The organism is Castellaniella sp., from assembly GCF_047971665.1.
Classification (GTDB): domain Bacteria; phylum Pseudomonadota; class Gammaproteobacteria; order Burkholderiales; family Burkholderiaceae_B; genus Castellaniella.
Genome location: NZ_JBKEAA010000018.1, coordinates 1 through 18530, shown reverse-complemented (window position 1 = coordinate 18530; position 18530 = coordinate 1). Strand labels below are relative to the sequence as shown.

The 18530-nt window shown below is 66.2% G+C and carries 14 protein-coding genes and 1 pseudogene; 8 read left to right on the top strand and 7 right to left on the bottom strand.

The window, feature by feature from the left end:
- Positions 1 to 208 precede the first annotated feature (208 nt).
- From ACK5JE_RS06780 to cphA (ACK5JE_RS06770), 3 genes and pseudogenes are all read right to left on the bottom strand, one after another.
- Complete coding sequence (locus ACK5JE_RS06780; RefSeq protein ID WP_416801073.1) at positions 209 to 958, bottom strand: peptidoglycan DD-metalloendopeptidase family protein; 750 nt, start codon at positions 956 to 958, stop codon at positions 209 to 211.
- 270 nt (positions 959 to 1228) lie between these two features.
- Positions 1229 to 3856, bottom strand: coding sequence for a cyanophycin synthetase (cphA, locus tag ACK5JE_RS06775; protein ID WP_416800935.1), 2628 nt, complete (start codon positions 3854 to 3856; stop codon positions 1229 to 1231).
- Positions 3857 to 3958: 102 nt separating this feature from the next.
- Positions 3959 to 6124: pseudogene (gene cphA / locus ACK5JE_RS06770) on the bottom strand (cyanophycin synthetase); the annotation flags it as partial.
- A 234-nt stretch (positions 6125 to 6358) separates the two neighbouring features.
- Between cphA (ACK5JE_RS06770) and ACK5JE_RS06765 the strand changes: the two are divergent.
- The gene (locus ACK5JE_RS06765; RefSeq protein ID WP_416800934.1) at positions 6359 to 8611 is read left to right on the top strand and encodes an ABC transporter ATP-binding protein; all 2253 of its coding nucleotides are present in this window, start codon (positions 6359 to 6361) and stop codon (positions 8609 to 8611) included.
- The gene (locus ACK5JE_RS06760; protein WP_416800933.1) at positions 8601 to 9134 is read left to right on the top strand and encodes a DUF1854 domain-containing protein; all 534 of its coding nucleotides are present in this window, start codon (positions 8601 to 8603) and stop codon (positions 9132 to 9134) included. The genes ACK5JE_RS06765 and ACK5JE_RS06760 overlap by 11 nt, the downstream gene beginning before the upstream one ends.
- A gap of 43 nt (positions 9135 to 9177) precedes the next feature.
- On the opposite strand, the gene ACK5JE_RS06755 is transcribed toward ACK5JE_RS06760, so the two are convergent.
- Together ACK5JE_RS06755 and ACK5JE_RS06750 are read right to left on the bottom strand one after the other, a co-directional pair.
- Complete coding sequence (locus ACK5JE_RS06755; protein WP_416800932.1) at positions 9178 to 10299, bottom strand: hypothetical protein; 1122 nt, start codon at positions 10297 to 10299, stop codon at positions 9178 to 9180.
- A 48-nt stretch (positions 10300 to 10347) separates the two neighbouring features.
- Positions 10348 to 11139 carry an IclR family transcriptional regulator gene (locus ACK5JE_RS06750; protein ID WP_416800931.1) on the bottom strand — a complete coding sequence of 264 codons (792 nt, stop codon included), beginning with the start codon at positions 11137 to 11139 and terminating at the stop codon, positions 10348 to 10350.
- A 158-nt stretch (positions 11140 to 11297) separates the two neighbouring features.
- Here ACK5JE_RS06750 and ACK5JE_RS06745 point away from each other — a divergent pair, with 158 nt between their 5' ends.
- The 6 genes from ACK5JE_RS06745 (at position 11298) to ACK5JE_RS06720 (ending at position 17026) form a co-directional block, all read left to right on the top strand.
- Positions 11298 to 12284 carry a C4-dicarboxylate TRAP transporter substrate-binding protein gene (locus ACK5JE_RS06745; protein ID WP_416800930.1) on the top strand — a complete coding sequence of 329 codons (987 nt, stop codon included), beginning with the start codon at positions 11298 to 11300 and terminating at the stop codon, positions 12282 to 12284.
- Between the two features lie 117 nt (positions 12285 to 12401).
- Entirely contained in the window at positions 12402 to 12938 is a 537-nt protein-coding gene (locus tag ACK5JE_RS06740; RefSeq protein ID WP_416800929.1) for a TRAP transporter small permease, read from the top strand.
- A complete protein-coding gene (locus ACK5JE_RS06735; RefSeq protein WP_416800928.1) occupies positions 12935 to 14218 on the top strand; it encodes a TRAP transporter large permease in 1284 nt (427 codons plus the stop codon). The genes ACK5JE_RS06740 and ACK5JE_RS06735 overlap by 4 nt, the downstream gene beginning before the upstream one ends.
- Before the next feature lie 23 nt (positions 14219 to 14241).
- Positions 14242 to 15426: a CaiB/BaiF CoA transferase family protein gene (locus tag ACK5JE_RS06730; RefSeq protein ID WP_416800927.1), complete on the top strand. Its 1185-nt coding sequence runs from the start codon at positions 14242 to 14244 to the stop codon at positions 15424 to 15426.
- Complete coding sequence (locus ACK5JE_RS06725) at positions 15423 to 15872, top strand: MaoC family dehydratase (RefSeq protein ID WP_416800926.1); 450 nt, start codon at positions 15423 to 15425, stop codon at positions 15870 to 15872. The genes ACK5JE_RS06730 and ACK5JE_RS06725 overlap by 4 nt, the downstream gene beginning before the upstream one ends.
- A complete protein-coding gene (locus ACK5JE_RS06720; RefSeq protein ID WP_416800925.1) occupies positions 15869 to 17026 on the top strand; it encodes an ABC transporter substrate-binding protein in 1158 nt (385 codons plus the stop codon). Before ACK5JE_RS06725 ends, ACK5JE_RS06720 begins: the two co-directional genes overlap by 4 nt.
- 64 nt (positions 17027 to 17090) lie before the next feature.
- On the opposite strand, the gene ACK5JE_RS06715 is transcribed toward ACK5JE_RS06720, so the two are convergent.
- Both ACK5JE_RS06715 and ssb read right to left on the bottom strand, forming a co-directional pair.
- Positions 17091 to 18065, bottom strand: coding sequence for a patatin-like phospholipase family protein (locus ACK5JE_RS06715; RefSeq protein WP_416801072.1), 975 nt, complete (start codon positions 18063 to 18065; stop codon positions 17091 to 17093).
- A 33-nt stretch (positions 18066 to 18098) separates the two neighbouring features.
- Positions 18099 to 18530: single-stranded DNA-binding protein (gene ssb / locus ACK5JE_RS06710; protein ID WP_416800924.1), on the bottom strand; the 432-nt coding region annotated here is incomplete at its 5' end.

The following is an 18530-nucleotide window of genomic DNA, read 5'->3' as shown; positions in this document are numbered from 1 at the left end:
GGCCGGTCGACTGGAAAGGACCGGCCGGCCCGGATCCGCGGGCGACCGGCGCAGGTGAAGCTTCATATATTAAATCAATCGCCCGCGCGAGACACCTCATGCGCACGTCGATGGCTGCGCCACGTGCACATGCCCGGTCTGCGCAACCAGAAATGTCCGGTTCAATGGCAGACTGGAAATATCCGGCTCGATAGCGCGCGTCATCTCGCTAAGGCCGGCGGGCTGCCCCGATGAAAATGGCCGGATCCACCCGGACCGCGTTCAGGCTGATGTTCCAATGCAGATGCGGCCCCGTGGCGCGCCCCGTGGCGCCCACCTTGCCCACGACGGCGCCCCGCGCGACCTCATCGCCGGGTTTGACATCGATGGCCGACAGATGACAGAACATGCTGATGAAGCCCTGCCCATGGTCGACGAACACCGTCTTGCCATTGAAGAAATAATCCCCCACCAACACCACGCGGCCGGCGGCCGGCGCCTTGACGGGCGTGCCAGAGGGCACGGCAAAGTCCAGCCCGGAATGCGGATTGCGTTCCTCGCCATTGAAGAAACGGCGCAGCCCGAACGGGCTCGACAGCCGCCCGTCCACCGGGCGGTCCAGCATGACGTTGCTGGGCACGACACCGTCCCGATAGGTGCGATAGGCCGCCAGTTGCAGATCGAGTTCGCGCTTGATCCGCTTGAGATCCTCGGGATCGGGCGAGACCTGGCGACGGTTCTTCAGCTTGATGTGTTGCGCCGCGTATTCCTTGGCGCGAACCTGGAACGTGGCGGCCGTCCCGCCCTGCACCAGCAGGGACTGGCGGCCCGGGGCCGTACCCAGCGGGATGCCCACCACGGCGATCCATTGGCCATCGCTGTCCTGGATCACCATGACCCGCTGATCCCCATAAGTGGCCTGCGGCGCCTGGCTGGCGGTTCCCAGGGGCACCACCGCCACACCGCCCGGCACAGGCATGTCGAGCTTGCGGCTGATATAGCCTTGAGCAAGCGCGGACGTGCAGCCCAGCGCAGCCCCCAGCAGCACCAGGCCGCCGATCAGACGCGTCCACCAGCCGCGGACCCGCGCGCCGGCCGGCGAGGCCGACCGGCGGAGGCGAATGGGAGGACAGCCCGCGGGCGCGGGCATTCCAGAGACAAGGGCGGAGGATTTCATAGAGAGTCCGACAGAAACGGCACAGAGCGGCGGGTCGTCGCGCTACGAAAGGCGTTTTCGCACACGGGCAGATTACCTCGTCTGCGCCTGCGATGCACCTGCCTGGATGGAAATCCCACGCCCGCGATCCTCGCCGGCGCCGACTCGTCGGGAAATATAGGCCAGGGCCTCCTCGACCTGATCGATCAGCACCAGACACAGGTCGCCAGGCGCCAGGGCGTCCAGCGCTGTGTCGATGGCCAGAAACTCGCCATGGATCTCCTCGAGCCGGCTCATGCGCCGGGCCTGTCCCAGCCCCTCGCGCAGCAGGATCAGCACTTCGCCATCGCCGCGGCCACGCTGGCACCGATCCTGGTACAGGATGACCGTATCGAACACATCCCCCAGGATTTCCGTCTGACGGCGGATATCTTCATCGCGCCGGTCGCCCGCGCCACTGATCACCACGATCCGGCGTCGCGCGGGCATGGACTCGACGGCTTCCACCAGGGCCAGCATCGCATCCGGATTGTGACCATAGTCCGCGATCAGCGTAGCCCCGCCATGCTCGAACACATTGAAACGCCCCGGCACGGTGGCCGCATTGCCGACGAACGAGGCCAGACCCGCCTGGATATGCACCCAGTCCACCCCCAGCGCCCAGGCAGCCGCTGCCGCCGCCATGGCGTTCTCGACCTGAAAACCGATGCGCCCGGCGCGGGTCAGCGGCACGGCGGCCAGCTCGATCCGCGTCTCGGTGCCGGTGCGCGCGAACACCAGATCCCCCTGATCCGCATACACCACCCGGCCGCCCTGCGCCCGATGAGTCTCGATCACCGGATGGCGGCTGTCGCGCGCGAAGAAAGTGACCTGCCCGGGGCAGCTGGACGCCATCTGCGCAACGATGGGATCCTGGGCATTGAGCACGGCCATCCCCGTCGGCGCGACATTCTCGACGATGACGCGCTTGACGACCGCAAGATCCTCGACGGTGCTGATGTAGTTCAGCCCCAGGTGGTCGCCGATCCCGATGTTGGTCACCACGGCCACATCGCAGCAGTCGAAACCCAGCCCCTCGCGCAGAATGCCGCCGCGCGCCGTCTCGAACACCGCCATGTCCACGTCCGGATGCAGCAGCACGTTGCGCGCACTGCGCGGCCCGCTGCAGTCGCCCGTGTCGATGCGCCGGGCGCCCACATAGACGCCATCGGAATTGGTCATGCCCACGCAAGCTCCCGACTGGGCGCACAGATGCGCAAGCAGCCGCACGGTCGTGGTCTTGCCATTGGTGCCCGTCACCGCCGCCACCGGCACCCGGCCCGTGTCTCCGGGGGGATACATCATGTCGATGATGGCTGCGCCGACATCGCGCCCCGTGCCAAAGGACGGACTCAGGTGCATGCGCAGGCCGGGCGCCGCGTTGACCTCGACGAAACAGCCGGTCTGCGCCGTCAACGGTCGGTAGACGTCCCGACTGACCAGATCGATGCCACAGACATCCAGGCCCACCATGCGCGCCGCCGTGACGGCGCTGGCCGCCAGATCCGGATGCACATGATCGGTCACATCCGTGGCCGTCCCGCCCGTGCTCAGGTTGGCATTGTTGCGCAACACCACACAGGCGCCGGGCTGCGGCACCGAGTCCGGGCCGCAACCCTGGACGGCCATGGTGCTCAACGCAATCTCGTCGAGCCGGATGCGTGTCAGGGACGTGCCGTGGCCCTCGCCACGCAACGGGTCCTGATTGATCTGCTCGACCAGCTCCGCGATGCTGTGCTGGCCATCCCCCACGACCTGCGGCGGATCGCGCCGCGCCGCCGCGACCAGCCGGTCCCCCACCACCAGCAGGCGAAAATCATGGCCGGGAAAATAGCGCTCCACCAGCACTCCAGAACCGTGGGAACGGGCCACGGCGTAGGCGGCCATCACGGGCTCCCTGCCCAGCACATTCACCGCGACACCCTTGCCCTGATTGCCGTCTAGCGGTTTGATCACCACCGGCCCGCCGATCTCCTGGGCCGCCACCCAGGCATCCTCGGCATCCGCCACGCAACGGCCCTCGGGAACGGAGACGCCGGCCGCAGCGAGCAACGATTTGGTCAGCGCCTTGTCCTGGGCGATGGCCTCGGCGATGGCGCCACTGGCGTCGGTCTCGGCCGCCTGGATGCGGCGCTGGCGACGTCCCCAGCCAAACTGCACCAGACTGCCCTCGGTCAATCGCCGGTACGGAATGCCCCGACGAACAGCTGCCTGGACGATGGCGCCGGTGCTGGGCCCCAGGCGCACGTCCTCACACAGCGATTTCAACCCGGCAATCACCACCCCAGAATCGAAAGGCTCATCACGCAGCGTCGCCAGGCACAACGCCAACGCCTGATCGAACGCCAGACGGCCGACAGCCTCCTCGACGTACTCGATCACCACTTGGTAGATGCCCGGTTCCAGTGTACGCGCCGCCCGACAGAAGGCCACCGGACTGCCCGCCTGCGTCTGCAGCCGCAAGGCCGTGATCGCCAGGATGTGCGCCAGGGAGTGAGTCCCTTCCAGGCCTGAGGGGCGCGGCAGGTCGATATCCGGAAAGCGCGTGCGCAGACGCGTCTCGAACGCCCCCATGTCGTCGATCGCGCGCTCACTCTCGGAGCAGGCGACGATGGCTTCGATCGCCGTCTGACGCGACCACAGATTCGGCCCGCGCAGGGCCCGGACTCGGGAGACTTCCATGATGACCAATATCCTCGGGAGGTGAGGATCCGGCAGTCCTCCCGCCGGACCAGGAAGAAATCGTCAGGCCGCGAGGGGCGGCTCGTCGGACAGGGGGCGCGTGTTCCAGGTGCGCAGGCCGATGCGCATGTGCTCGACATCCAGCCCCAGTGCCCAGACCGCGGCCAGCGCAGCCAGCACGGCGGAAAGGCCCTCGGGTTCGGCGGACGCGCCAGGACCCGCGAGGGCGATGGCATGTCCGATCTCATCCAGGCCGATCACGGGAATCTGGAGGCCGCCTTCGGCCAGCACCGCCATTCCGCCATGAACCGAGACCGCGCGACCACCGCTTTCCAGATGCGTACGCAGGGCCAGCCCTTCCGGATCCCGGCCATAGAACAGTACAGCCCCGTCGCACAGCGGCGCCAGTTCCACCGTCAGCGGATCATCCGCGTTCAGTACCCCCACCCCGCCCGGCAGAACGACGTCCACCTGCGTACGGAAGACACGCGCCAGATGTTCGGGCGTCTCCATGTAGAACGCCGGCCAGGTCACAGCCGGATCGATGCCGGTGACCACGCCGACCTGACAACGGTCATACGCCAGCCCCTCGCCCAGAATGACGCGACCGCCGTTCTCGATCACGGCGTACTCGACGATCCGGTTCAGCAGCACGCGGCGCGCCGCCTCCCAATGCGCGGAATCCTGCGATGTCACCCGCGCCGTCCCCATGAACAACCCCTCGGACGAGGCCAGGCCCACCTCATGGCCGGCCAGACGCAACAGATGAGCGACCAGATGGGCGACCGGTGCCGTGTGCCGGCTGCCGCTGATGCCGATGACCGGGATGCGGCCGTCCTCGGGGGCGGGAAACAGGTCGTCGATGATTGCCTGACCAACTGGCCGGGGCGTCCCCACGGCGGGCTTCAGGTGCATCAGCAGGCCGGGACCCGCGTTGACCTCGACGATGGCGGCCTGCTGCGCGCCCGGAGGCTGTGAAATATCGCGCGCCACCAGATCGACCCCGGCGATATCCAGGCCGATCACACGCGCCGCCAGCACCGCCTGCTCCGCCACATCGGGATGCACCGCGTCGGTGACATCGATGGACACGTTGCCGCTGCGCTGAATCAGCACCGCACGGCCACGTTCGGGGACGGCCTCACCGTGCAGGCCCTGACGCTTCAATTCCAGGCGGACCGCCGAATCGAGGCGGATGAAATTCAACGGATGATCCTCGTCGCGTCCACGGCGCGGATCGGAATTGATCTGGCTCTCGATCAGCTGGCTCACGGTCGCTGTTCCGTCACCCACCACCATCGCGGCCTCGCCACGCGCGGCGGCCACCACGCGCCCGCCCACCACCAGCAGGCGGTGCTCATCACCCTGGATGAATCGTTCGACCATGACTCCGCTGCCTTCATCGACCGCCACCGCATAGGCCGCCTCAATCTGTTCGCGCGTACTCAGGCAAGTGAAGACACCACGCCCATGGTTGCCGTCCGAAGGCTTGACCACCACCGGCAGTCCCAGTTCCTGAGCCACACCCCAGGCTTCGGCGATGCTGTCCACCAGGCGCCCCTCGGGCACCGGTACCCCACAGGCCTGCAACAGCCGGCGGGTCAGATCCTTGTCGCGCGAGATGCTTTCCGCAATGGCGCTGGTCCGGCTGGTCTCCGCCGTCCAGATTCGTCGCTGGCGAACGCCGTAGCCCAGTTGCAACAGGTTGGCATCGCTCAGGCGGATCGCCGGGATGTCGCGGTCGTCGGCCGCATCCACGATGCATGCGGTGCTGGGACCGAGGCTCAACGCATCGGCCAGTACTTTCAGCTCCCGGACCGCGCCAGCCACATCGAAGGAGCGATCCTCGATGGCGGCCATCACGAGGTCGCGGGCGACATGCAGCGCCTTTCGTGTCAGCGGTTCATGCCAGGCGCGCACGATGACCTTGTAGACCCCTCGCAACGGGGTTTCCCGCGCGCGCCCCAGCCCGCCCGGCATGCCGGCCAGGCTCTGCAGTTCCAGCGTGACATGCTCCAGGATGTGCGCCGGCCAGGTGCCTTCGCGCACCCGCTTGAGAAATCCGCCCCGCTCACCCACGCTGCAACGGTGCTCGATCAGGGACGGCAGCCATGCGCTCAGGCGCTCATAGAAACCGGGAATCAGATTGGAGGGCCAGTCCTCGAGGTCATGGATATCCACCAGCGCCTCGATGACGGGCCGATAGGTCCAGATGTTCGGCCCCCTCAGATGCACCATATTGAGAAACTCAATCGTCTTCTCGCTCATGATCGAACCATGCGTCGGATGCCGGGGACGGCGAACGCAGCCATCCGTGCTCGTGGCTGCTGTGAAATATCGGCACACATATTAATCTTGTCCATGTTGCGCAATGCGAAAAAAGAGTTGAGAATTGTGTCGCAAACGCCACAGTGGCTGTTTTGCCCGCCTTGCTCAGGATTTCCAGGCTTCCCATCCGTCCGATCCCCGCGCCCCGATCCGCGACCCTCGCCCTCCTCGTTCATGCAAGGTCTCTCCTCCGATTCCTCGCCAGCCGGCCTGTGCCCGACGGACCTGCCCGAACCGTGGCGCGCCATCCTGGCCGCCCAACTGGCCGCCGATGAGCGGGTCCTGGGCTGGCTGCGCATCGATCTGAACGCGCACCTGCATTACAGCGACGGACTGATCGTCCTGACCGACCGCCGATGGCTGGCGTGCGCCGCGGACGCGCAGGCCAGCCGCTCGTGGCCGCTGCGCCCCGACCTGGACGCACGCCTGCAGGACCACGCCGGGGTGGGCAGTCTTGAACTGACCGATGACCACGCCCGCCTGGCTCGCTGGCGCTATACCCTGGAACGACAACCCGAGGCCCAGCGTCTGATGGCCGCCTGGCGGGCCCTGAGAGAACCGGCCCAGCCCGAGACCAGCGCCGCCGCGCCGGCGGCCGATGCGCCGCCGACGGCCCCGGATGCCAGTTCGCTGTTCCGCCTGTGGCGCTTTGCCCGCCCGTATGGCCGGCAACTGGCTGCGGGCCTGATCCTGACCCTGGCAGCCACGGCGGCGTCGCTGGTCCCTCCCTACCTGACCATGCCGCTGATGGACGACGTGCTGATTCCCTTCCAGAACGGCGTCCCGATCGACTATCCTTTGGTAGCGCTCTACCTGGGCGGCCTGCTGGCCTCCTCGGTGCTCGCCTGGGGGCTGGGCTGGGCACGCAGTGCCATCCTGGCCTGGGTCAGCGAACGCATCGGCGCCGACCTGCGCACCGCCACCTACCAGCACCTGCAGCAACTGTCCCTGCAGTACTTCGGCGGCAAGCGCACCGGCGACCTGATCGCCCGCATCGGCTCCGAATCCGACCGCATCTGCCTGTTTCTGTCGTTGCACCTGCTGGACTTCGTCACCGACGTGCTGATGATCGTGATGACGGCGGCCATCCTGCTGGCCATCAACCCGCTGCTGGCGCTGGCTACCCTGGCGCCGCTGCCGCTGATCCTGTGGATGATCCACTGGGTGCGCGACCACCTGCGCCACGGTTTCGAGAAGGCCGACCGCGTCTGGTCGGACATCACCAACGTGCTGGCCGACACCATCCCCGGCATTCGCGTGGTCAAGGCCTTCGCGCAGGAACGCCGCGAAGTCGCGCGCTTTCGCGAAGCCAACAACCGCAACCTGGCCATCAACGACCGGGTCAATGCCCTCTGGTCCCTGTTCACACCCACGATCACGCTGTTGACCGAACTGGGCCTGCTGGTGGTATGGGTCTTCGGCATCTGGCTGGTCGCCCGCGGTTCGATCACCGTCGGCGTGCTGACGGCGTTCCTGGCCTACATCAGCCGCTTCTATGTGCGCCTCGACTCCATGAGCCGCATCGTCTCGACCACGCAGCGGGCCGCGGCCGGCGCCAAGCGCATCTTCGATATCCTCGATCACGTCTCCAGCGTGCCGGAACCCGCCACCCCGCATCGCACCGAGCGGATCCAGGGCCGCATCGAGCTCAGTCACGTCAGCTTCCGCTATGGCAGCCGCACCGTGATCCACGATCTGAGCCTGGATATCGCGCCGGGCGAGATGATCGGGCTGGTCGGCCACAGCGGCTCGGGCAAAAGTACGCTGGTCAACCTGATCTGCCGCTTCTATGACGTCTCCAGCGGGGCCATCCGGCTGGACGGCACGGACATCCGCCGTTACGCCATCGCCGACTATCGCCGCCGCATTGGCCTGGTGTTGCAGGAGCCCTTTCTGTTCTATGGCACGATCGCCGAAAACATCGCCTATGGTCGCCCGGACGCCTGCCGCGCGGAGATCGTCGCTGCGGCCCGCGCCGCCCATGCCCACGAATTCATCCTGCGCCTGCCGCACGGCTACGACGCCCTGGTCGGTGAACGCGGCCAGGCGCTGTCCGGCGGAGAGCGCCAGCGTATTTCCATCGCCCGCGCCCTGCTCATCGACCCGCCCATCCTGATCCTGGACGAGGCCACTTCGTCCGTCGACACCACTACGGAAAACGAAATCCAGAATGCGCTGGACAATCTGGTGCGCGGCCGCACGACGATTTCCATCGCGCACCGTCTCAGCACGCTGCGCGAGGCCGACCGCCTGGTGGTCATGGAGGGCGGACGGATTGTGGAGATCGGCCATCACGAAGCGCTGCTGGCCCGCGACGGCGCCTATGCCCGGCTCCACCAGGCGCAGTTGCAAGGCCAGTCAGCGCCTCCTCCCGTCCGCTGGCCTGAGGCCGATGACGACACCGACGAGGCTCTGCATGCGCCCTGACACGCGGCCGACCGATGCCATCTCATCCCCCTCTTCGCACGTGGCCGGACCGGTGCCCGGCCTCCCCGGCTGGTCATTGTCCCGCAACGCATTCGGCCGGCTGGTTCTGAGCCATCCCCCGCAGCCCGATATTCCGGTGACGCCGATCCGCAGCTTTCCCATCACTGCGCCCGACGAGCACATCGCCCTGGTCGGCGTCCAGGGCCAGGAGCTGGCGTCGATCGAGCATCTGCGGGCGCTGCCGACCGACGCGCGGCGGCTGGTGGAAGAAGACCTGGCCCAGCGCGAGTTCAGGCCGGAGATCCTGCGCATCCGTCACGCCTCGACCTGGGCGACCCCCAGCCACTGGGACGTGGAGACGGACCGGGGCCCGACCCGCCTGACCCTGAAGGCCGAAGAAGACATTCGTCGTCTGTCGGCGACGTCCCTGCTGATCGCCGACGCCCATGGCGTGCAGTATCTGGTGCGCGACATGGCGGCGCTGGACAAGGCCAGCCGCCGCATCCTGGATCATTTCCTGTAGACAAAGCGTCCCCCTCGCAGGGCCACTGCGCCGCCGCGAACGGTCAGACCGGCGCCGCCAGATCGCGCAGCCCCAGATCCCAGGTCCCGGGCAACAGGCAGCGCAGCGCTTCGCGCGAAGCATCGATACAACCGCCCTCGGCATACACGCCGCCAGGATCGCGCAGGCGCATCATGCGCGCCAGAATGCGGGATGTCGCCACCGGATCAGCCAGGGAGGCCGCCGCGCGGGCCTCGACGATGGATTCATCCATCCACCGCCGGGGCCCGTCCTGACGCAGGCCGTCGCGCCAGTGGTAGAGTTCCACGCACTTCGACACCAGCGTATAGGGCTGGCCCGGTTTCCAGAAATTCGTGAACTGCCCCGAACCCAGGTAAAACACCCAGGATCCTTCATAGCCTTCGACTTCGGCCGATGCCGCGTCGGGATTGCGGAACCACAGCCGGTCGCCCGGCACATACCAGCGCGGCGGCAGCGGCGCCTGCAGCGATCCGTATTCGCGCAGAAATGTGTCATGAAAGGCGCTCGACAGGATCGCCTGCGTCCGCCATTGGCGCTCCAGCAGCGCCAGCGCGGCCGGATGGCTCGCGGCCAGTTCCCGGGCCAGCGCCAGCAAGAGCACATATTCCGTCGCCCGGTAGCAGGAAAAGGAAAAGAGCCGGCCCGAAAGGTCCGGCCAGAGCGTACGCTCGAGTGAAGGAATCAACGCATAGCCCGGCTTCAGGATGAAGCCGGTTGCCTCGCTCCACGACCAGCATTCGGGACGCTCGGCCTGTTCCGTGTCGAACGCCAGCACCGTGCGCCGGGCAATCCGAACGATACGGCGGCGCACCCGCACGGCCGCCGCCAGTTCCGCCGCGCAGGGGAACTCGAAGTGCACGGGGGACAGCAGCAAGGCGACGAAAATCTCTTTTTCCAGATCTGCGTCCCGCACGTCCGGAGACAGGTCCAGCGTCTCCGCCAGCGCTGTCGTATCGCCCGCTGGCGCCCATCGCGCCGCCGCGTCCTCGCGCAGGCGCAGATCGAGGTAGGCCCCTTGCGCATCGGTCCCGCATCTTTCCTCGACCGCCCCGGCCCAACGGACATCGGACCGCCAGACCGACAGATCAGCGGCGCCCGCCTCTGCCCGGGGCGCACGGATGCGGATACCGGTGATCGCATTCATGGCTGTCGCCTTTGCTTGAATGGGGGGGACGGGTCCGGGGAGGCGGCGTCAGGCCGAGGGCAGGCCACCGATCCCGCGGGAAATTTCCGCCGCGACGGCCCGGACCCCGGGTGCGATCCGGGTTTCCAGCATGTCGTTCGACACCAGAGTATCGATCGTGGGAATCGTCAGCGCGGCCACCGCGATCCCGAGATGGTTGAGGATCGGACAACTGACGTCAGTCACCCCCGGAGCCACCGTGCTGCGGGAAATCTCATACCCCTGGCGGCGGATCGTCGACAGCCGGGCGGACAGGCGTTTCGCCACGGCCGCCGGCTCGTTGCGCGTCAGTTCGGCCACCCTGTCGGGCACATATTCCGACGGCTGATGCGCGGCGATCGTGCGCGCCGACGCATAAGTATGCACAAACGGAAAAACGGCGCCAACCTTGACGCTCCAGCCCATGAGCACGTTATCGGGCAGCGCCTGGGCAATGACCATGAGTGTGTCGCGCTGATGAACCACGAGATGGCAGGACACCCCGATGTCATTGGACAAGAGCTGCATCTTGCCCATGGCCACGCTGATCAGCCGGTGCGTCGGCGGATGCAGATGAGCCAGCTCGAACAGACGCAGTGTCAGCGTGTACAGGCCGGTTTCAGGATCCCGCGCAATGTAGCCCCGGTTTTCGAGTTCGCCCAGGACGCGGAACACCTCGCTGACCGTCCGGCCGACACGCTCGGCCACTTCCTTCTGATTCAGACCCTGCTGTTCGCTGGCCAGGGCTTCCAGGATGTCCAGCCCCTTGCCCAAGGCCGGCACGCGGCTCTTTTCTTTCTTTTCCTTTTCGCCCGTCATCATGTCCTCGATTTCTCAAACCCTTGCCATCCGTCACGGAATCGTATCGAAGCACATCCGCCCTGACCTGACAAGAAGTTCTTGACAGCTTCTAATATCATATACAGAATCTATATAACCAATATGAAATTCAAAACATGCCCACCCAATGGAGACAAACCATGCGTACCCTCATCAAAGCCGCCATCGCCGCTTGCGCGATCACGCTTTCGATCACTCCCGCCCTGACCTCGGCCAAGACGGTCAAGCTGCGCGTCGCCCATGAACTGGCGCCCACCGAGCCCATTCACCTCGCCGTGACCGAGTTCGCCGAAGCCGTCAACAAACGCAGCAACGGCCGCCTGAACATCACCGTCTTTCCGTCCAGCCAGCTCGGCTCCAACCGCGAGACCTACGAACAGGTCCGGCAAGGCGCTCCGATCATCCAGGTGGTGGATCCCGGCTACCTGTCGGACTACATCCCGGATTTCGGCATCCTCAACGGCCCCTACCTGATCGACGACCCGTACGACTTCAAGAAAATCCTGAGCAGTGACTGGTACGCCCAACTGGTCAAGAAGGCGGACGCCAAAGGCTTCCATCCGCTGGCATTCAACTACTTCTTCGGCAAGCGCCACATGCTGGGCAACAAACCGCACCCCGACGCGGCATCGATGCAGGGCGTGACCATGCGCATCCAGCCCAACCCCATCAGCGTCAAGACCTTTGGCGCCCTGGGCGCACGTGGCGTGGCCCTGCCCTGGGTGGAGGTCTACAGCGCACTGGCCCAGAACGTCGTCGACGTCGTCGAAGCGCCCCTCGGCTCACTCATGGGGGCAAAGCTCCAGGAGCAGCGCAAGACGCTGACGCTGACCGGCCACTTCACGGCCTTCGTGGGGCTGGCGATGAACGAAAAGATCTTCTACTCGCTGGAACCCGACCTGCAGCAGATCCTGGTCGAAGAGGCGGTCAAGGCCGGTGACCATATGACGGAGATGACGCTGGTCAACGACAAGAAACTCCTGGCCGAGCTCCAGAAACAGGGCGTCACCGTCGTGAGCGATGTGGACATCGCCTCGTACCGCGCGGCCACGGCCAAGATCTACGACGAATTCCCGGAGTGGACGCCCGGTTCCTACGCGCAGATCCAGGCCATTCTCAAGAAGTGACCTGTCCGGATGCCACAGCATGACCGCCGCGGCCCGGCCGATACGCCTGATCCGCTCCCGCCCGGGCCACATGTCATGCCCGGGCCGCCGCAACACCTTCATTTCACGCCCACCATCATGAACAGTCCAAGTCCCGCCAGCCCTCCGGGGCTCCCATCCGCAGGGAGACTCCGACTTTCCGATCTGTATTTCGAGGAAATCCTGACGGCCGTCGCCCTCGTTTTTGTCGTCGCCTCGGTCACCTGGGGTGTCGTGACCCGCTACGTCTCGCACACACCCTCGATCTGGACCGGGGAGGTCGCCAGCATCGCCTTCGCCTGGACCGTGTTCCTGGGCTCGGCCGCCGGCTTTCGCCGCGCCGAGCACATCATCATCGACGTCCTGCTCAACGCGCTGCCCCCGCGACTGGCCACCATCCTGTCGCAGCTCTCCCGGGTGATCGTACTGCTGGTCCTGATCGCGATGACGGTGATTTCGACCCGTTTTGCCATCACGACGTACGACGCCCTCACGACCGTGCTGCGCCTGCCCCAGTCCGTGGTGTACGCCGGCGCGGCCACCGGCTTTGCGCTCATGACCCTGCGCCATCTGCAGTTCATGATCTTCGGCCTGCCCCGCAACGCACACCAGCCAGGCGAAGGAGCCGCATCATGACCCTCTGGCCCATGCTTCTCATGCTCGTGCTGCTGGCGGCGAGCGTCCCCGTGGCGCTGTCGCTGCTCGCGCCCAGCCTGCTTTATTTCTACCTGGGCGCCGATCTGCCGATCGACATCTTCGCCCAGAAAATGGTGTCGAGCACCGACTCCTTCCCGCTGCTGGCCCTGCCCTTCTTCGTGCTGGCGGGATGCATCATGAACGCCGCGGGCATCACGCGACGCCTGCTGGCGCTGGCCGATGCCTTTGTCGGCCATTTCGTCGGCGGTCTGGCGCAGGTCAGCGTGATCCTCGCCACCATGATGGGCGGCCTGACGGCCTCGGCCACGGCCGACGCAGCCATGCTCGCCAAGATGCTCGGCCCCTCCATGATCGAGCGAGGCTATCCCCGCGGATTCGCCGCCGCCGTCGTGGCCTGCTCATCGACCATTGTGGCCATGATCCCGCCCGGCATCGGCCTGATCGTCTACGCCTTCATGGCCAACGTCTCCGTCGGTGAGCTTTTCATCGCCGGCATCGTGCCCGGATTCCTCATCGCCGCGGGCATCATGATCACCATCTACCTCATCGCCCGCAAGCGGGGATTCAAAGCGGTGCGCACAAAGATGGTGAGCCTGCCTGAGTTGGGCAGGTCGTTCCTGGATGCCGTCTGGGCGCTGACCGTGCCGGTCTTTATCGTTGTCGGCCTGCGCTACGGCATCTTCACACCCACGGAGGCCGGCGCCATCTGCGTGCTCTACGCCATCTTCGTCGGCACGGTCTGCTACAAGGAACTGCGCTTCTCGCACATCCCCGAGATCATCCGTGACGCCGTGGCCGCCATCTGCATCGTCATGCTGATCATCTGCGCCGCGACGACATTCGGCTACTACATGGTCTGGGAAAGCGTGCCGACACAGATCGCCAATACGCTGACGACTGTCACCAAGGATCCTCTGCTCCTGCTGCTGCTCATCAACGTGTTCCTGCTCATCGTGGGCATGTTCATCGAAGGCACGGCAGCCATCATCTTGCTGACGCCAATCCTCGTGCCCGTGACGACCGCCCTGGGCATCGACCCCGTCCACTTCGGCGTGATCATGGTCCTGAACCTGACGATCGGCGGCGTCTCGCCGCCGGTGGGCACGCTGTCGTTCACCGCCAGCAGCGTGCTGCGCATCCCGTCAACCGAGACCTTCCGGGAATCCCTGCCCATCGTGCTGGCCATGATCCTGGTCCTGGCGCTCGTGACGCTGATGCCGCAAGCCTCGCTGTTCCTGCCCACCTTGCTCATGCACTGATTCCGATACGAGCTCCAGAAAACATGATGAACATCGACTCCGATCACGACGATCTGCCCCTGGCCGGCCTGGTGGTGCTGGACTTCAGCCAGTTCCTGGCGGGCCCCTCCGCTTCCCTGCGACTGGCCGATCTGGGCGCGCGCGTCATCAAGATCGAGCGCCCGGGCAGCGGCGACCTGTGTCGCCAGCTCTACGTGAGCGATCTCCAGGTGGACGGCGACAGCACACTCTTTCACACGATCAACCGCAACAAGGCCAGCTTTGCGGCCGACCTGAAGAACCCGGAGGACCTCGAACGGGTGCGCGGCCTGATCGCCAGCGCGGATGTCATGATCCAGAACTTCCGCCCCGGCATCATCGAACGGCTGGGGCTGGGCTATGAGGACATCCGCAAGATCAATCCCCGCATCGTCTATGCCTCCGTGTCGGGGTATGGCGATACCGGCCCCTGGCGCGACAAGCCGGGACAGGATCTGCTGGTGCAGGCCATGTCCGGCCTGGCATGGCTCAACGGCGATGCCGATGCCCCGCCCGTCGCGGCCGGCGTGGCAGTCGCCGACATGATCACCGGCACGCATCTGGCTCAAGGCATCCTGGCCGCATTGATCCGCCGGGGCGGGCGCGGCACCGGGTCGCGCGTGGACGTCAGCCTGCTCGAATCGATCATGGACCTGCAGTTCGAGTTCTTCACGACATTCCTGAACGGATCCGGCGAGGCGCCCGTCCGCGGCCGGGTCTGCAGCGCCAGCGCCTACCTGAGCGCGCCCTACGGCATCTATCCGACCCGGGACGGTTTCCTGGCCCTCGCCATGAATCCGATCGGCGAACTGGCCCGGCTGCTGGAAATCCCGGCGCTCGAGCCCTATTCATCTCCTGACAGCTGGTTCGAATCGCGCGACGAGATCAAGGCCATCCTGCGCGACACCCTGTCCACGCGCACGACCCGCGTCTGGCTGGACATCCTCACGCCAGCCGACATCTGGTGCGCGGAAGTCATGGACTGGCCGACCCTCGTGGCGCACGAGGGCTTCAAGGCGCTGGACATGATCCAGGACGTCGCCACCGCCAGCGGGGCCCGCGTCACCACGACACGCTGCCCGATCCGGATCGATGGACGCGTCCTGAAATCCGCGAAAGGCGCGCCCAAGGTGGGTGAAGACACCGACCGCATCCTGCAGGAACTGTTGACGGAGCATCCTCACTCATGACGACCGAACGCTATTTCGAAGACTACGAACCGGGCGAGACCCGGATGAGCACCGGACGCACGATCACCGAAGCGGACATCGTGCTGCATGCGGGGCAGACCGGCGATTTCTATCCCCATCACATGGATGCGGCCTGGTGCGCGACACAGCCGTTCAAGCAGCGGATCGCTCACGGCACCCTGGTGTTCAGCGTCGGCATCGGCATGGCGGCCGATGTCATCAACCCGCACAGCATGTCCTACGGCTATGACCGGCTGCGCTTCATCAATCCGGTTTTCATCGGGGACACGATCCGGGTGCGCAGCACCATCGCCGAAAAACGTGATCACAAGCGCCCGGATCAGGGACTCGTCATCGAGCAGATCGAGGTGCTCAAGCAGGACGACTCGCTCGCGCTGATCTGCCAGCACATCCACATCGTCACCCGCAGACCGCGACAATCATGAAAACCATCACCGTACTGAACTGGCAGAACCGGCGCGCCACGCAACCCATGGCGGCCGCCATCGCGACGTTCACCCAGATCCACAAAGACTGCGAAATCCACCAGGTCATCCGGCCGTTGAGCGACTTCGAGCATCAGGATATCGAGGTCATCGCCAGGCGCCACGACCTGATCGTCTACGACCATCCCTTTTCCGGCAGAATCGCCGAGTCGGGCTGCTTCATGCCGCTCGATCCGCACCTGCCCGATCTGCTGGGCCCCGAAAGCGGGCCGCGCTATATCGGCCCGAGCCTGGCGAGCTATCGCTACGAAGGCCATGTCTGGGGCGCGCCCATCGATGGCGCGACCCAGAACGCGATCTACCGCCAGGACCTGCTGGACCGCCTCGGCGCCGCCGTGCCGCAATCCCACGCACACGTGCTGGCCCTGGGCCAAAAGGCGCGCCAGGCAGGCCTGTATCTGGGCACGGCCATCGAGACGCCCCATGCGCTCATGTCGATCTTTTCCTACATGGCCAACCTCGGCCAGCCGATCGTGGCCGACGCCCATGGAATCCAGGACATCCCCGCCGGGAGCTTCACCCAGGCCTACGAATCGCTGGCGCGACTTCTGACGCTGTGCGCGCCGGAAGCCGCGCACTGGAACAGCATCGATCTGCATGAAGCCATGGTCGCCCGGGATGACATCGTGTATTCGCCCGCTGTCTATGGCTATGCCACTTACGGCGAATCCGACCAGCGCGTGCCGCTGGCTTTCGCGGATTTTGCCGGTCTCCAGGCGCCATATGCCGCGGGATCGACCATCGGCGGCACCGCCCTGGGCCTGTCTCGCCACAGCCCGCACACGGAGCTGGCGCTGGCCTTCATCGCCCACATGATCAGCGAATCCGTCCAGACCACCCTGGTCGGCGCCCATTTCGGGCAGCCCGCCACGCTGGGCGGATGGGAAAACACGGCCAACGACCAGCGCTTCAACGGGTTTTATTCTGCGGTCCGCGCCTCCATGGAGCAAAGCTGGGTTCGCCCGCGCTTCTCCGGGTTCGTGGCCTTTCAGCGGGAGGGCGGTCTGGCCATGGCGCAGGCGCTGCGCCAGCACGACACCGTCGACGCGGCCCGACGCACGCTGATGGGCCTGGCCCAGGCCCATCGGGCCTGACGCCCGAACGCGACGTCCCGGACAGCGGCAGGCCCGCCGGGGACGCCGCTGCGGGCAAACCCGCTCACACCTCGTCCCGGTCCATGTCCCGGTCACGGTCCCTGTCACGCCCCCGGGACAGGCCGATCATGTCCCGCAGCTCCGGCAACATCCGCCGTGCCGCCTGTTCGCCTTCCTCGATGGCCTGCGCGGCGCGGTGATAGTCCATCAAGGCAAAATCCGCCAGCCGGGGGCGGATCAGCACATCCGCCGGCTCTCCCGCGAGGCGGCTGCGCGTGATGCGCACCTGCATGATGTTCAGGCTCATGCCCAGGACATCAAAGATCGACGGCATGTCCGGCGGCTCCGGCGCCTCGGGCTTTTCGCCCTTGTTCGCCCACGGTCCCAGCGGCAGCCGGCTCAGCACCGAGACCAGGGCGCCGGGCGCCGCCGACTGGGGCACCTCGGGGGGCTCGTCGAGCGAGAAATGCCGCCCGATCAGATCCGAATTCAGGTCGACGGCGATGACGATGTCCGCCCCCATGGCGCGACACAGCGACACAGGCACCGGATTGACCAGCGCGCCATCGACCAGCAGGCCCTCATTGCGCAAGGCGGGCTTGAACAATCCCGGCAAGGCGGCGGAAGCGCGCACGGCATCGATCACGGAGCCTTCGCGCAACCAGATCTCCCGGCCTGTGGCCAGCTCGGTGGCGACGGCCCCATAGGCTTTGGGCAGATCGCCGATCGTCTGGTCGTTCAGGTGCGAGCGCAGGAAGGAAAACAGTTTTTCGCCGTGAATCAGGCCGCCGCTGACGGTGAAATCCAGCAGGCCCACCACGCCCTGCCAGGTCAGGCCGCGGACCCAGGCCTCGAATTTTTCCAGTTGTCCGTCGGCATAGGCCGCGCCGACCAGCGCGCCGATCGAGGTGCCGCAGACGATGTCCGGCACGATGCCGGCCTCTTCGAGGATGCGGATGACGCCGATGTGCGACCAGCCGCGCGCCGAACCACTGCCCAGGGCCAGCCCGATCCGGGGCCGGGATGCATGCATGGAAATGTCCTTGCCGGGCCGCGCCCGGCATGATCCGCGTCAGAACGGAATATCGTCGTCCATATCCGCCAGATTGCTGGCCGGGGCCGCCGCAGGCGCGGCTGGACGGGGCTGCTGTTGCTGCTGCGGCGCGCGGCGGGCCGGCGGCTGGGAGAAGCCGCCCGAATCGCCGCCCGCGTCGCCGCCGCTGTCACGCCCGCCCAGCATCTGCATTTGGTCGGCGACGATCTCGGTGCTGTAGCGGTCGGCGCCGGTTTCCTTGTCCTGCCATTTGCGGGTCTTGAGGCGTCCCTCGACGTAGACCGAGCGGCCTTTTTTCAGGTACTCGCCGGCGATCTCGGCCAGGCGGTTGTAGAACACGACGCGATGCCACTCGGTTTCCTCCCGGCGGTCACCGGTGGCCTTGTCCTTCCATTGGGACGTGGTGGCGATGGAGACGTTGCAGATGGCGGCGCCGTCCGGGCTGTAGCG

What these genes read in the sequence shown, in the direction of transcription:
- ACK5JE_RS06780 (WP_416801073.1), bottom strand. Translation starts at nt 958, where the DNA reads ATGCCTGTGCCGGGCGGTGTGGCGGTGGTGCCCCTGGGAACCGCCAGC.
- cphA (WP_416800935.1), bottom strand. Translation starts at nt 3,856, where the DNA reads ATGGAAGTCTCCCGAGTCCGGGCCCTGCGCGGGCCGAATCTGTGGTCG.
- ACK5JE_RS06765 (WP_416800934.1), top strand. Translation starts at nt 6,359, where the DNA reads ATGCAAGGTCTCTCCTCCGATTCCTCGCCAGCCGGCCTGTGCCCGACG.
- ACK5JE_RS06760 (WP_416800933.1), top strand. Translation starts at nt 8,601, where the DNA reads ATGCGCCCTGACACGCGGCCGACCGATGCCATCTCATCCCCCTCTTCG.
- ACK5JE_RS06755 (WP_416800932.1), bottom strand. Translation starts at nt 10,299, where the DNA reads ATGAATGCGATCACCGGTATCCGCATCCGTGCGCCCCGGGCAGAGGCG.
- ACK5JE_RS06750 (WP_416800931.1), bottom strand. Translation starts at nt 11,139, where the DNA reads ATGATGACGGGCGAAAAGGAAAAGAAAGAAAAGAGCCGCGTGCCGGCC.
- ACK5JE_RS06745 (WP_416800930.1), top strand. Translation starts at nt 11,298, where the DNA reads ATGCGTACCCTCATCAAAGCCGCCATCGCCGCTTGCGCGATCACGCTT.
- ACK5JE_RS06740 (WP_416800929.1), top strand. Translation starts at nt 12,402, where the DNA reads ATGAACAGTCCAAGTCCCGCCAGCCCTCCGGGGCTCCCATCCGCAGGG.
- ACK5JE_RS06735 (WP_416800928.1), top strand. Translation starts at nt 12,935, where the DNA reads ATGACCCTCTGGCCCATGCTTCTCATGCTCGTGCTGCTGGCGGCGAGC.
- ACK5JE_RS06730 (WP_416800927.1), top strand. Translation starts at nt 14,242, where the DNA reads ATGATGAACATCGACTCCGATCACGACGATCTGCCCCTGGCCGGCCTG.
- ACK5JE_RS06725 (WP_416800926.1), top strand. Translation starts at nt 15,423, where the DNA reads ATGACGACCGAACGCTATTTCGAAGACTACGAACCGGGCGAGACCCGG.
- ACK5JE_RS06720 (WP_416800925.1), top strand. Translation starts at nt 15,869, where the DNA reads ATGAAAACCATCACCGTACTGAACTGGCAGAACCGGCGCGCCACGCAA.